Genomic DNA, 14,755 nt, shown 5'->3' on the forward strand with positions numbered 1-14,755 from the left:
ATTAAGAAGGCACATAAATCCTCTTTAGCGGTATTAAGGCCTGCTTATCGACCGGCATTTTATCATACCATTCATTAATTAGTTCAACTAATCCTGTTAAGTCCAATAACTTAACACCATTGTGTTGGGCTGAGGCTTTAGCAGCTGCGGTAAAACCACCGGTCGATACAAATAAGCTGTTCGCACCATGTGGATTGGCGCCTAGAAGTTGCTGAACTTCTGGGCCCCCACTAGCCGAATGCCGATGTTTCACCTGTACTTTAATAATTGGTTTCTCAAATCCAAAAGCATCTTTATGTGCCAAGATATCAACTCCACCATCTGGCCCTTTTGGACTCACTGATACTTGGTATCCCATTGCTTGGAGTAGACCTGCAACTAAGTCTTGCATTTGCCATGGATCTAATCGGTCCACAAGATCTTCTACCATTGTTTTTGCCTGTTCAATGAATTCCAAATGGCCTATTTCATCTGTTTCTCCGATAGGTTCAACTTCTGTATGTTCCGAAGGTTCACTTAATAAACCTGTAAGTTCGGCACCCCAATCATCGACTCTAAATACGGTTAATATCCCTCCTAAGGAATTTTTAGCTCCTTGCGATAATAGGTCTCTAGAAATTCTTTTCTCTTCCCACTTTACCCCTATAACATTCGGATAATATGGATCGATCACATCTGGTTGATACTGATGAGCTTTAGAAACAGTCCCGATTAAGTATTCTCTGGATTCCCTTGAATAAGTAATGATTCGGTCGTTGACCTCGATCTCACGACAGAATCTCCAAACTTGTCCAGCCCATGAAAGACGAGTGCCTGGCTTCTCTTCCGAATATACAGAATGAGCCTTATTAACAAGCTTGTCTCTCGAAGCAGATTGTTGGGGATCACCAAGATCAGCCCACCCTATAGAAGCCGCCTTCTTTAACTGCCAATTTGGTATCAATTCATTATTATCCCCTGCTCGTACCATCCACCATTTACTCATATTATTCACCTCAAGATATTTGATTTCGTCTAAATGTGATTTGAGGAAGCGATACATCCTCTACTTCCCAATCGGCTAATAGCCACGCTTTTGCTTGTGAATGCGTCACATCGTTCGCCCACCATGCTCGGTGTTTGATTGAAGATGTAGGCAAAGAAAAGCCAACAATATTTTCAATCTGTTCACATGTCAATGTAATCACAGATTGACTTGCTTCATTGAGATAATGAAATAAAGGAGAATACTTTCCTATGGATAATGAGATATTATCTGTTTGAGTTAGAGCACGTTTAGCTGTTCTAGTTTCTTTTAAATTGTTCGTAGTCGAATTGTTTCCTTCAAGGGCCTGGACAAGCCATTGAAGCATATAACCAATGCCTTTACAGTCACGAAGAGGAAGATCTATAAGCTGCCCCTTATTAAATATTGCATCTACCCGGTCCACATAATGTTTTCCGCCAAGTACTGTAATTTCGTTAAACTCTAACAGACCTTTTTGAACGGCTTGCTGCTCCAATGCTTGAATCGGTATAGAGTCCAATGATGGTTTATTAAAGGAAACGTTATAAGGTCCTGGAACAATATCGTCTGGTAATAAAAATCCGTGCTTTGCTGATAAAATCACCCAATGATCAAAAAATACTCGTGCATAACGCTGGCAGGTAGAGGCAAATACCCCCGTATACACATCCTTCGCTATTTGTGGTCCTGCATTTGGATTCTTATCCCAGACTTTCGCTGAACCACAAGGGATTATACAAAGTTTCTTCACGATATCCATCAGCGTAACTCAACCAGTCTTTGCAAGTTATATTGATCAAGCGGTTCATTAAACAATTCATTAACTTGCCAAAGACCATTATCTTGAATCTTAGAATTAGGAGAGGACATTCCTAGCCAATGGTCTGACGGAATACACTCCTGACATGTCGCTACAGTAGATACGATTTTTGATTTTAGGTATTTCCGTTCTTCTTTGCTTGGTACTTCAAGTACACAAAATGAGAAATTATTTTGTATATACTCACTTACCTTCTTTTCTATCGTTTGCTGATAGACCGTATCAATTTGTGAACCATACTTGGCTTTATTTGCTAGTGAAGTACAATCAAGATCCCATACCTTAAGGTACCGGTCCATTGTTTGGTGCAGTAAGCATCTGCCAATATTTTTCCGGAGGATACTTCTATCCTTACTCGGGTTAACAAAATGCTGCTGCAAACGTGATCGAAGCTGATTCATGCCTGTATGCGATCCAACTTGTACAATTCGGTCAACATCATGTCCAATCTCATCCTTCTCGAATAAAAAATAAATTCCGTTCATAGGAATAAGCTTGTCGTCAAAAGGATATCGAAATCTAGGCATTTCGTTGACAAGCAGATGTAATTCGCTACATAAATAGCACATTGTTATCTATCAATCTCCGTTTCTTCAAAGGAATCGTAAGTTCTGCCCGAACAAGCATCTGCAGCCTTTCGGACAGTTGAAACGCTATTTGCTACATACCCGATCTTCCCATATTCTCCCCAAACGTCTATTAACTAATTATGCAGCACTCTTACGACACATGGACGTCAGGGAATGTTTGTTCGTCAATAAAAAGAGGCCTCAATGAGCCTCAAATAAACTTTTCATCATTCAAACAAACTACGTAAAGCTTCTTTTTCCAAATCCAACTTCCTACTTGATACTACGATAGAAGAAGCTAACTCCTGTTTATCTCTTATGATTCTACTAACAATTTGTTCCACAGTACCATTACGTAGTACACCTTCAAAATCCGTTACAATTGGATAGTACACTTGAACAGGCTTTTCTTGACCAATTCGATAGACACGGTCCGTGGCTTGATTCTCCACTGCTGGATTCCACCAACGAGTGTAATGGATAACGTTATTCGCTGATGTTATAGTAAGCCCCGTTCCAGCAGCCTTAGGAGATAGTATCATAACATCAAATCCCGCTCTCTGATTAAACTGATCTACAACATTCTGCCTGCGCTCCGTCATACCATTGATAATAAAAGGGTTGATTTCTAATTGCTCACGGAGCACTTTCTTCAATATTTCCTGCATATGCTGTAACTCAGTAAAGATCAAGACTTTCTCCCCTCTATTACTAATCTCCTTGACTAACTTTATCGTTTCCTCAAGTTTAGGGACGGACTTAATAGGTAGGTTTGAGAATCTTTCATCAACCAACGCTGGATGAGAACATAATGCTCTAAGCACTTGAATTGCCTGAAGTGCGCTCATTTTCTTGGTCTTTACTTGATTTACAACTTCAGCATATAATCGCTTCTGCTCATCACCTAAGGCCACAGGAAGGTCAATATTTCTTTTGTCAGGTATTTGACCCGCTAGTTCTTCATTCTTAGTCCTCCTTTTGTAGACCATTGAAATACGTGCTAACAGTTTCTGTTCAACAGCAGGATCTCGTTCTTCTGCCTCAAGCTTATTGATAAAATCACGTTTAAATTCACTTAAACTACCAAGTAGTCCCGGTTGAACATAATCCATAATGGACCACAGCTCACTTAATCCATTCTCTACTGGAGTACCTGTCAAGGCTAGGCGGAACTTGGCTTTCAATGCTTTAAGTACTTTGCTGGCAGCTGTCGTCGGATTTTTAATAGCTTGTGCTTCGTCACAGATTACAACTTGCCATTCCACTTGTCCAAAAGCCAGTTGATCCCGAACCAAGGTTTGATAGGTTGTTAATGTAATTCCATTAACACTTAAGAGTTCTGCAGATTTCAGCCTGGACACACCACTATGAACATAAAGAGAATCTCCTAATACTGCTGCAAATTTATTAATCTCTGATTGCCAATTTTCAATCAGTGTTTTAGGTAAGACAATGAGAGTGGGAGTTAGTTGGCCTATTTCTTGCAAATAAGATAATAAGGAAATAACTTGAATAGTTTTACCTAATCCCATATCATCTGCTAGTAATCCTCCCCATTTCTTGTAGTACAAAGATTTCATCCATACAAAACCATCTTCTTGGAAAGGCTTAAGAGAGGCATTAAATATCGTAGGAGGAACAGGTGAAAGTATACCTTGATCCATCATTTCACGATGAGCTTCAATTATAGGCTGATTAAATTCCAGATTTCCAATATTCTCAAAAATCTCAAGGACATAAGGTAATTTTGTCACATCAATCTGTGTATTTACTCCAAATGTTTGTTCAAGCCGCTCAGCAGCCTCGGTGAAGGAATCCATCTGATGAGGGTTTCTTATCCAGGTATCATTCCATTTAAAATATTCTTCCCCTGAAGCTGTTGAGCCTTGAAACGCTGAATGAAACTCTGAAGGGGAATATACCTCTTTTGTCTCACCTTCTTCATCCATAACAGCAATACCCGCTTCAATTTCGAACCAGCCTCTTCCTTTATCAGATGCATGAACAAATGGCTGTGCTCGATATACCCTTATCCCCAATGACTTCACTCGTTCTCCGAATAGTGAAAGATCTAGCCCCTCAACTTCTGGCAGATATGCTTCTGGATTCTCAACAAACCTTGGTATATCTTGTCCCGAGACTGGAGCTGTCTCATGGATCATTTCTGATTTTTTTAAAACCTCAGGATTCACAAACACTTTCCCATTAACAGGATCCGATGAATAAGCAATTGAATTCTCACTCATATGTTTCAATAGTGAAGGTGCTATGGGATCACTTGAAATATATAATGGCTCCAAATTAATTTGCTCACCGTCATAATTCAATTCAATATCAACATTATCAACAAACTTATACTCTTGCTGCTCCAAATAATCATCCATTACAATACCGAGCTTTTTAGCTTCCGATCGAACTTGAGCGACATATGCAAATATCCGATCACGATCAAGTGCATCGGGGGGCTGAGTAATCAGTTGCTCTAATCTATAGAGCTCATTAGGTAATAAGAGTAACGTCTGATCTGGAAGTCTAATCCATGGCCCCATCGATTGTGCTGTTCTCTCTATATTTCTCCAACTGCCATAATTTTTTTCAAGTATGAATCTAAAATGAGCTGTACCTACAGCTCCTTCATGTGCTAACCTTGCTTTAATTTCAGCTGCTGGATCTGGAATGGAAAGAAGAGAACGCACTTCTCCTGGAAGTTCTAATATCTTTTCATATGGTAATACATAACTCTCATTCACTTCTTCAAGCCATTCTTCGTACCACAACATCTCAATAGTCTCCAAAGCTTCTAAATCAGGCTGATTCCGAAGTTCAGACACAGACAAGCTTAAAGGAAGAGACACCTGTGAGTGCTCTCCTTTTAATAATTGAAAAACCATTCCATTTATATGTGGTGTTGTCTTCCAGCGAATAGGTACTAAGGGATCCGCGTTTTTCTTATTAAGAATACGATTCCATAGCTTCATAATAGTTACCCCTCTGTATATTCAAACAATCCATCTAAGTAATAATCCATATGACGCTTAAATTTCTCCATCCATGTATAAGAATAACCGTGATGACCCAATCGATTTATAAATAATAATTGACCATTATAATTTCTAGCTGTCTCTTTTAACATACCCTCTTTCCCAGTTTCACTTTTCCTTTTAAACTCGGCTGAGTACGTACGACTAAGGATTTTTTGATCAAATCCGACTCGATGATAGAAATATGCAGAACCAATGTTGCCAAATTCCACAACAACAAAGTCTTTGAAGTAGATAAAAGCAACTTTTGGATCATTTTTCTCTTTAAGTTGAACAACATTGTCAATTTGCAGTAAATATCTTTTCCAAAACTCAAATCGCTGGTTGGTATCTCCTTCAAAGAACTTTTTCAATTCAATTTCTAACAACCATCGATTAACTTCTAGCATAGATTCGTCATTTAAGAAGTGCCAATCTGCATTACGTTCTCGTGGGTCATGAAGTCTACGTATGGCTTGCTCCATAATAAATGTATGGTATTGCTCACGTTTTCTTGCCTCTAGATATATCTTCATTAATCCCTGGTAATCTTCCATTGAATACTTTTCTAGCTGTTGTGTAATAAACTGTTCGCCCTCACGTTTAATAACTATATCCTCATAAAGACCAGAACGAAGCATATCAAATAACAAGTAAGTTTCTAATGGAGCATCCAACTTTAACTTTAAATGCCTCCTTAAATCCGCTACCTTTGTAGAACCGCTAGTAAGTAATGGAACTATCCCCTTCGCAACACCATTACGATTAGTTAGTGCTTTTTTTATTGCCTCTTGTAATGCATTACCGGCATTTAGCAATAAAAACTCAAAAGAATCTACAGCGTAGATTCTTCTAAGCAAATCTTGTAGGAATGGATCTTCATAAAAATACTGGAATAATTCCCAAGCAAAAGTGCCCACCGTAACACTATATCTTTCAGTCAACATTAGATTAATTTTCCGCTTTGTTTCATTATTTTCCTCGGGATAAGGATAGGCATATAAAAGAATCATGACATCCGACTTTCTAAGTGATTGTGCTACCTTATAAATATCTTCTTCGGAAGTATTACGGACAAGTTCTAGAAGTTGAGGAAGTCTAATTCCCTTAAGTTGCATTGCTGTTAATTGATCAATGTCCTCATACCTTTTCTCAACTTCATGTCTAATTCTACGCAATTTACTAGGATTGAATGTAAAATGAAAAAAATAAGTGTTATTGTCCATCTGCTTGCATCAACCCCTGAAGTTTGTCTAACAATTGTTCATCTTTTAAACGGAATTTGAACTCAACTCGTCTTGATTTCTCCAAATTAATTTTCCCGTCTCTATCCAATATCGGCACACTAAATGACCTGCCATTAGCAGTTATGACTTTTTGCAATTCATCTTGGTGATCAAACTTAGGGAATGTTGGATCGAATACCTTCTGAACAACCGAAAGCGCACGATCCTGAGAAAGTTTAAGGTTGTATAGGTAACCCCCATCCGTATCGGTATGCCCTTCAACTATAATTTGTGCGATCTCATCTTTAAATTGATCAGATAACAATATGCTAATGTACTGTGGAATGAATTGAATTAAGTACTCCTCCCCATTAGAAGAGACAGTACTGCTCTTCTTATCGAAGAAAACTCCTCCTGAGAAACGTATTGCTCCAGTTTGCTGATCCACTTCCAAATTTAATTTGGAATCCTGGAATGCTTTAACCAATTCTTGAATAATACGAGATTTAACCCCTATAACTTCTTCAATTAACTGGTTTTTTTGCTTTATGACTTCTTCCTTTTGTTTAATATTTTGAGCCGCTTGATCCATAACCTGCTTCTGTTGCTCATACGCACTTTGCGTATCGTACATAGTAATCATGATAACTAGAGCAAAAATTATGAGGAGTGCTGACATCAAATCCGTATATGAAACCCAGGAACTTTCTTTTTCCTCTGAGTGGGCACTGGGAACATGTCTCTTGATGTTACGAAAACCTCTAGCCATGAAAAACCTTCCCTTCCCTACAGATTAGCTGCCTGCTTAGCTAGTTTATTCATTTCAATTACAGATTTTTTTAGATCCTGAATGACATCAGGGAGTTCTACCATCCCATCCCTCATGGCATCAACACCCTTCGCGAGTAAACCAACAGACTTGGTCAATTCTTCATCGAATTGTTCAAATGTTCGATTTAATCCTCTATGCATATCATCAGTAAATTGATTCATTGAAGTAGCAAGTTGAGTATTCATTTTCGTCATAATGTTACTGCTTGATTCCCAAATAGCTGTCATAGCTTTGTTTCGGTTGTCCATCTGTGCCACTTGATCTACAAGGGTGCCCTGTATACTTTCAGCAAGTTTATCCATTCGTTTTCTTTCTTCACCGCTTAGCTCCAATATTCCCCTCATATTCTCCTGAAGTTCAATGTAAGTGGAAGCATTCTTTTCAAATCTTTGTAACAATTGAGTAATTTCAGCACCTGACTTCTCTGAATGAATAGCATACTCAGATAAAGCAGTTACAAGTTGCTGTTGGCTTTCAGCCATATTAGTTATCTGACCCAGATTATGTTCCAACTGTTTCTGCACAGAATCTTGCAAAGCTGTTTGGGTAATTATGGACTCAACATTTTGTTGGAATCGACCAATATGGTCTTCAAAATGTGTATGGAATATCTCCCGTTCTTCTACCATACGGTCGAGCAGCTCCGAAATTGCTTTATCAATCTCACTATTCTTACTAGCTGTTTCATTGAGCTGTGCAACTGTCGATTCAATTACCTGTTGATACTCTGTTACTTGCACTGTATATGTATTAATTTGCTCGGTTAAATTAGTTGTTTTGTCAGCCATATGAGTTTGTTCTCTTGCAGACTCCTGCATGGAGCTAATAAGCCCACTCATATCATCATGGACTTGTTGTTGCCACTCAATTGTTTTGCGCAGTGCCTCTCCTAGATTCTTCATATGCTCACCAGTGATTTCATTTAACGAATTCATTACTTCTGAGGTTAATTGCCTCATTCCTTCAATTTGATTAACACTAGCCTTCTCAACCAACTCTCCAATTAATGACTGAGTTTGTACTAATGGTGGCAACAAGGAACCATTTATTGCTTCTCCAAAACCTGTCGTTACTTGGGGAATGATTTTTTCTGACATAAATGTTTGGAAGTCAAACATATGCTTTTCTTCATTTTCTACTAATTCTCCTATTAATGATTGGGTCTGTACTAATGAAGGTAAGATGGATTCATTGATTGATTTTCCATACCCATTCAATACTTGAGGGATCATTTCCTCTGAAAGATAATTTTGAAAGTCGAGCATCTGTTTCTCTTCCTTCTCCATTAATTCACCAATTAAAGATTGAGTTTTCACTAATGGAGGTAACAAGGAACCATTAATTGTTTCACCAAATCCCGCCATCATTTGTGGAATCATTTTCTCTGACATGAAGGCTTGGAAATCCTGCATATGTTTTTCCTGATTTTGAAGCATTCTATACAGTACGGTGCTTTCTTCTTGTGTAGGGAACGCATCATCCATACTTTCACGAATACGGTAATAGCTTTCCGTAAGCGAAGGTAAGAATTGTCTTTTATCTAGATACTGCCACAGACTAGACATGATGATACCAGCCATTGACGATAAGAACTTCACTTTCATCCCACTTAACAGCAGTCCGATTCCACTTCTCATTTCGTTCGCATTACCGCCTGGGTCTAGCTGAGAAACCCCGGAGAAGATCCCCAGGAATGTACCAAATATCCCTGCTGCTAGAAATAATCCAGGGATAAGTTCAGCAAGTTTCCTCTTACCATATTTGTGAATAAAGATCTCTTCGTGAAAATAATCAAATACGTCTGGAGTAAAGGTGACACCATTCCGTTGATACTCCATGAACTTTTTATAAAATGCTCTCCACGCCGGCTCGAAGCACTCTTGCGTGTAAGGAGAGGTTTGATTTTGCACCCACTGATTCATATGATTAAAACGTTCTGCTATGTTATCTATTTCATGAAGCTTCTGAATTTCCTGTTGAATTAATATCGACTCTTTATGAGCGTTACGATATCTCTTTAAATAAATCCTGTTAAAATACCATAAGCAAAAAAGCGCCATTGCTCCTATGTAGATAGAAAAAAAGTATCCTGTTGTAAAAAACGCAAAACTCATGCACGACTCATCTCCTAGTTGTTTTCGTATAACATGAGACTTTCGACGCATACACTTCCAAATCCTCTTTCTGTTGTAAGTTTGTTGGAAATAGAAAAGAGCCCAGCTATATATTATAGCTGGACTCTCTTTTCAATGCTTGAAAAGTTTCATCATCTCAGAACAACATCGTCTTCTTTTATTAGGAACGGAGCACTCTTGTTATCAAGTTTAAGAACAGTTTCATTTAAAAACCTACCATCCTTAGAGTATTTTAATTCAGCTAGTCTTTGTTGCCATTGGATACGAGAAACCCTACCATTAAATTCTAAGCGAAGTATGCAAGCTAACCAATCTGTTTCAGAAGAAATTTCATGGTTACTTCTCTTAACAACGATATAATTGTATGAACCTAATAACAAAAAGCTACCACTTTTCCTTAGACAGTCTGTGAGCAGATCTTCCGTCCAAGTAAGATGATTATTCAAAACCGGTAACTCTAGTCGATTCATTAATTGTGTTATTGTTGTATACGGAATTCCCACGCTATCCAATTGATTCAGTTCTGATAATACTGCGTCAACAAGATATCTCTCTTTTTCTTCATTCCAGCCAAAACAATTACGATGAATATATTCTCCAAACTGACCATCCTGATAGTAATAGATCACATTACTTGCAGATAATACTGAATCAAGTGTTTCCGCTCTAGCTCCGACTTCTTCCGTAACCCAATGATAGACCACTTCGCGCGCTACTTCACAATCCTGCTCCTCCAGGTACTGCTCAACAAGAGTTTGTAGTGTCAGTTCACCGGCAGGGTGACTAGCCGATAAAATAAGTGGATAACGAACCAAGCGGAACTTTGACTCTTCCAATCCTTTCAATAAATCGTATAGTAAATAGGAAGAAGCAATTCCGAGTGATTTGCATGCGTCTATCATAACATCAAACAGTCGATTAACATGAATTACACCTGTTTCAGTCAGCAGATCTTGAAGTTTTTCTATTAATGGAACCAAGTCATTGCTAGTATAGGGATAGAACTCTCTAAGACCTACTACTCCCAAGTCAGTACTTACGAAATCTGAGTCTGTTTGTATTGAAAACTCAAGCGTGAACCTTTTCCAACCTCTCTTACCGACAAATTCATCCCGAAGATGCTCTACTGTCAGAGGTTCATAGTGTTCCCGGATATATACTTTAATCTGTTCCGCATTACTAAGATAAAACGCATCTTCACTATGCCAAATATGTGGGAATTTATTAAGCGAAAGCTTGCTAGAACTTAATTTACGTAACATTGTATAAAGCGCATACTCAGTAGGAATACCACTTTCCTTCAGTTGCTTTTCGTAAAGCGGGAATAATCTATTAACAGAAATCGGACTTCGCTTTTCAAGTAATTCTAATGCTTTGTTCGCTACCTCAATAACAAGTTGTTCATCCACATGAACAAACTCATGGTGTATAAATGTTCCTCTTCCCCATAGATAGGCAATTTCTAGAAAATCATCTCTAACAAATACCGAAGCGAAGTCGCGTTCTTTGACGTATTCCCCTGGCTTAATGATATTAGCAAGAGACATTAATTCCTCTTCACGCTTATATATTTCTACACCTTCAGGAAATTGACGAAGAACCATTTCAACAACTTCCCACTTTTTTGAATTCTTCAAATAATAATTACCTTCACTCGTTGTTGACAAATCAGAGAAAATCATACTCCAGCTCAAATCCAAAGGCATACCACTATCTGCTAATTTCACTCTAAGAAACTCTCGTATTTCCCCTTCATCCCAAACCCGTCCACGTAATTGAATATTTAGATGTTGGTGTAGAGACTCTTCTATCATTTCGACTGCTTCTTGAGAAAGTGTTGTCCACCAACCATAACGCTCTAAATAGATAAGCCCTTCGAATTCTTCAACGACCTGCTCAATTAACCCATGTATAAAGTCATCGTTAATATTAATAGGGAAATAAAAGAAAGAATTACAAGACAAACAAGCTTCTTTTAATAATCGCTCTAGATCCAATATATCTGGATGAAACGAACGAAGCATTTTATTAATAATTTGGCGGACCCTTTCTCTAGTCAATTCGAATTTTTGACCAAGCCATTCGAGTGTTGCCTTCCTACCTTCTTTTTTCTCCAGCCAGCGACTATATAACATCTGAAGATTTCGATTGCTATTTATCTCGTCCTCAGTTAATTTGATAGATAATTTTTCTACCGTTTTACTTAGAGAGTAATCTATTCGCTCAGGCATAGACATTACTTCTAACTGCTCTCGCATTTTAGCCTCTGCTTGATATTCTTCTAATCTTTCAAATAATAGAGATACAAACTTTGCGATGGAGGTCTTCCCTACGCTTTCACCTTTGGTCAGTTGATCCAGCATAGTAGGAAGTAAACCTACCTTTGTTATACTCTGCTCATCTAGATAGCGTGTAATTCGCTTGACTGAAGGATACTCTGCAGCTGTAATAGGCATTTCAAGATCATTTTCACTAAGTTCTATGATCTTATCTTCCCAAATTAATTTCCTACTTTCATTTGCAACTTGATCGGTAATCTTTATCCTCGTGGTACTCAATGCAACCTCTTGTTCAATATCACCATGCTTTGAGATAAAGGTTTGCAATTGTTTCATCATTTTCTCAAGTGATCCTGGACCTGCCCCTTTAATCTTTGGAAGAATGCTAATAAGATCAGTTGGCAATTCACCCAGTACAGTAAAACCACACTTACTAATGATTCCGCTTAATAAAGATGAACAACCATATATAGGTAAATCCCTAATTGGAAACATCAATAATTGCGGCGGTATCACTATTTCAAATTCTTCTGATCGGATAACATGCGATGATACCTCATTTTGAGTAATAGGGGTTATCGTTTCATTATTATCTCTAAGAATATGTGGTTGTAATGCAGTTTGTACGACCTCATACCTATTACGTAGTAGCCATTGAAGAGAATATTCCGGTAAACCTACAAGCTGATCCGTCGTACGAATTCCAAACCTCTCTAACTGACGAACAATATCAATTGTTAGGATATTTTCAAGCATCAACTCTGGAGTCAACGAAGGAATAGACGTCCATAACTCAGGCCGCTCGAGCTTGATAAATCTGCTTAACTCACCTTGGAAATCAAAACCGTAAAACCATAATTGTACAAGTACATTATGCAATAGCTTCGGTTGATGTCGATATAATTCACGAAGCCGATCCTCAGACCAGTCATTAAAGTAAACAATACCCAGGCTCTCTGCAATATTACTCATGTTACATGGTTTGTAAGACGCAACTTTCCTCCACTGAAGATACGAGGGGATTTTAACCAATGCTTCTAGATCTAAATCATTTACTGATGTATCTTCACGATTTGTTTTTGAATCAGTTATCGTTGATTCCGTATCAGATTGCGACTGTGTCTTTGTTTTCTCTTCATGTTGATACTCACTAGATCCTACTGTAATTTCGACTTCCGCATTAACTACATCAGAGTCAAATGTTAAATAGCGCTTTTCTGTTGTATCCTTGCCTGTGAGAAACCAAGCTGGCTTACGCTTAGTTGACTGGCTGCCATTTCGGGCAAATCTAAAATAGAAACCTTGGTTTTTAAGTGCAAACAAGATATCCTTTAGTTCCCATCCACCAATAACCCATAACGCCCCACCATTTTCTCTCTTATCAATGATATCTAATGATTTTTTGATCATATAGTCCGCGATTTCAATTTCACTCTGATTCTCAATTACATCACCTGATTGAGATAAAACCTCTGTTTTAATATTGATGATTTCAGAATTACTTCTACTGATCGAAGGATCCGATGGTTCCGAACCTTTCTTGGACCATTCATCCATTTGTCCAGCGAACTTCACGAGTAACTCATTCATTTCACGAAAACGTTCATCAATAGAAGGAAGCAGCTTATCCTCGAGTTGATTCTTCAGAAGCTGCTCTAAGCGCTCGCTCAAATCTTCCTGAGAAAGCTCATTATTTTCTTCAACAGAGCCCGAGGTTAATGGCATAGGTAACTGATAATCTGGCACAACAAAGTCCAATGGGCCATATGCTTCTACATACCATGCTGAAATTGCATACAAATGTCGATGTGCAGATAAGGCGAGATCTGTTGGAACTTCTTTTGCATCGTGAGCTGCTGCATTTCCGTTCATTCTAAGCCATTCAAAACTCCCACGAACTTCATCAGAGATGATATCCTTACGGGCAAGCAGATGAAGCCGTTCAATTTGCTTAATCGCATAGACAGGCTCAACCTTCTCTGTCTGAGAAATCAAGGCTGCTAATTGCTCTCCGAATAGTCGAGCCTGAATTAATGTCGTTCTAGGACTTGACCATATCGCCCCCTCCGCCTGCTCTGCGAGCTGAGCCAAGTTCTTGTTAACGAGTTTTAGAAATTCAAATGATGACAACCTGGTTGCCCCCTATTACTAATTCAAATACTGCCAGCTTTCTTGTTTAACAGGCAATTTATTTAATAACTCTTTAAGTGACCGCCAGTTAGGTAAGAACTGATCCATGTAAGCAATAAAGTGGTCATTATGATTACGTTCCAATAAATGAACCATTTCGTGGACAACAATATACTCTAAACATTCAGGTGGTTTTTTAACCAACTCTAAATTAATCCATATCCTTCTGGCTTCTGGATTACATGTTCCCCATTTGGTTTTCATTTTTTTTACACCAAACTCTTCAACCGAGACTTGTAATATTTTCTCCCACTTCTCGATAAGCTCTGCTACTAATACTTTTAACTCAGCACGGTACCATGTCTCTAATATCCCTTGTAATTTCTCAGGTGCTGCATTTGAACGGGCATAGAGTATAATTCTACTATGCATTAATTCAACTCTTGATGCAGTATTGGTTTCACAAATCTGCAACAAATATCGTTTACCTCTAAAATAATGACTCTCACGATTCAAATATTCTCTTGGAGCTTCACGATCCTGATTTATAAACTTTTCTTTCTGCTTTCTAATCCAATCAAGCTTCGAAATTGCATAGACTCGTACTGTGTCGAGGTCCATTCGTAACGGTGCAGCAATACGAACCTTGCCATTTGGCGGATAAACACTTAGGTGTATATTTTTGATGTCTTTATGTACAACATCGATAATTAACTCTCCAAGTAGTAGCTGTTTCAT

9 protein-coding genes and 1 pseudogene are annotated in these 14,755 nt (G+C 38.3%); all 10 read right to left on the minus strand.

Annotated elements, in window-relative coordinates:
• Position 1: 1 nt before the first annotated feature.
• The gene (locus CFI03_RS06875; protein WP_248756928.1) at positions 2–985 is read right to left on the minus strand and encodes a restriction endonuclease; all 984 of its coding nucleotides are present in this window, start codon (positions 983–985) and stop codon (positions 2–4) included.
• Between the two features lie 10 nt (positions 986–995).
• Positions 996–1,250 carry a DUF7662 domain-containing protein gene (locus CFI03_RS31415; protein WP_481857657.1) on the minus strand — a complete coding sequence of 85 codons (255 nt, stop codon included), beginning with the start codon at positions 1,248–1,250 and terminating at the stop codon, positions 996–998.
• Positions 1,251–1,322: 72 nt separating this feature from the next.
• Positions 1,323–1,757: pseudogene (locus CFI03_RS06880) on the minus strand (DUF6884 domain-containing protein); the annotation flags it as partial.
• Positions 1,758–1,765: 8 nt separating this feature from the next.
• The gene (locus tag CFI03_RS06885; protein ID WP_481857656.1) at positions 1,766–2,395 is read right to left on the minus strand and encodes a GIY-YIG domain-containing protein; all 630 of its coding nucleotides are present in this window, start codon (positions 2,393–2,395) and stop codon (positions 1,766–1,768) included.
• A gap of 227 nt (positions 2,396–2,622) precedes the next feature.
• Positions 2,623–5,373 carry a DEAD/DEAH box helicase gene (locus tag CFI03_RS06890; RefSeq protein ID WP_248756930.1) on the minus strand — a complete coding sequence of 917 codons (2,751 nt, stop codon included), beginning with the start codon at positions 5,371–5,373 and terminating at the stop codon, positions 2,623–2,625.
• A gap of 5 nt (positions 5,374–5,378) precedes the next feature.
• Positions 5,379–6,641 carry a hypothetical protein gene (locus tag CFI03_RS06895; RefSeq protein ID WP_248756931.1) on the minus strand — a complete coding sequence of 421 codons (1,263 nt, stop codon included), beginning with the start codon at positions 6,639–6,641 and terminating at the stop codon, positions 5,379–5,381.
• Positions 6,631–7,410: an OmpA family protein gene (locus tag CFI03_RS06900; protein WP_248756932.1), complete on the minus strand. Its 780-nt coding sequence runs from the start codon at positions 7,408–7,410 to the stop codon at positions 6,631–6,633. The genes CFI03_RS06895 and CFI03_RS06900 overlap by 11 nt, the downstream gene beginning before the upstream one ends.
• A 17-nt stretch (positions 7,411–7,427) precedes the next feature.
• On the minus strand, positions 7,428–9,587 hold the full coding sequence (locus CFI03_RS06905; protein ID WP_248756933.1) for a coiled-coil domain-containing protein: 2,160 nt from the start codon (positions 9,585–9,587) through the stop codon (positions 7,428–7,430).
• Between the two features lie 152 nt (positions 9,588–9,739).
• Entirely contained in the window at positions 9,740–14,017 is a 4,278-nt protein-coding gene (locus CFI03_RS06910) for a sigma-70 family RNA polymerase sigma factor (protein ID WP_248756934.1), read from the minus strand.
• Between the two features lie 18 nt (positions 14,018–14,035).
• On the minus strand, positions 14,036–14,755 hold the full coding sequence (locus CFI03_RS06915) for a M48 family metallopeptidase (RefSeq protein WP_248756935.1): 720 nt from the start codon (positions 14,753–14,755) through the stop codon (positions 14,036–14,038).

It is taken from the genome of Paenibacillus sp. ATY16, from assembly GCF_003399985.2.
Taxonomy (GTDB): Bacteria; Bacillota; Bacilli; order Paenibacillales; family Paenibacillaceae; genus Pristimantibacillus; species Pristimantibacillus glycanilyticus.

Coding starts and splice junctions, on each gene's coding strand:
- CFI03_RS06900 (WP_248756932.1), bottom strand. CDS start 7,410: ATGGCTAGAGGTTTTCGTAACATCAAGAGACATGTTCCCAGTGCCCAC.
- CFI03_RS06890 (WP_248756930.1), bottom strand. CDS start 5,373: ATGAAGCTATGGAATCGTATTCTTAATAAGAAAAACGCGGATCCCTTA.
- CFI03_RS06885 (WP_481857656.1), bottom strand. CDS start 2,395: ATGTGCTATTTATGTAGCGAATTACATCTGCTTGTCAACGAAATGCCT.
- CFI03_RS06895 (WP_248756931.1), bottom strand. CDS start 6,641: ATGGACAATAACACTTATTTTTTTCATTTTACATTCAATCCTAGTAAA.
- CFI03_RS06875 (WP_248756928.1), bottom strand. CDS start 985: ATGAGTAAATGGTGGATGGTACGAGCAGGGGATAATAATGAATTGATA.
- CFI03_RS06905 (WP_248756933.1), bottom strand. CDS start 9,587: ATGAGTTTTGCGTTTTTTACAACAGGATACTTTTTTTCTATCTACATA.
- CFI03_RS06915 (WP_248756935.1), bottom strand. CDS start 14,755: ATGAAACAGCTACTACTTGGAGAGTTAATTATCGATGTTGTACATAAA.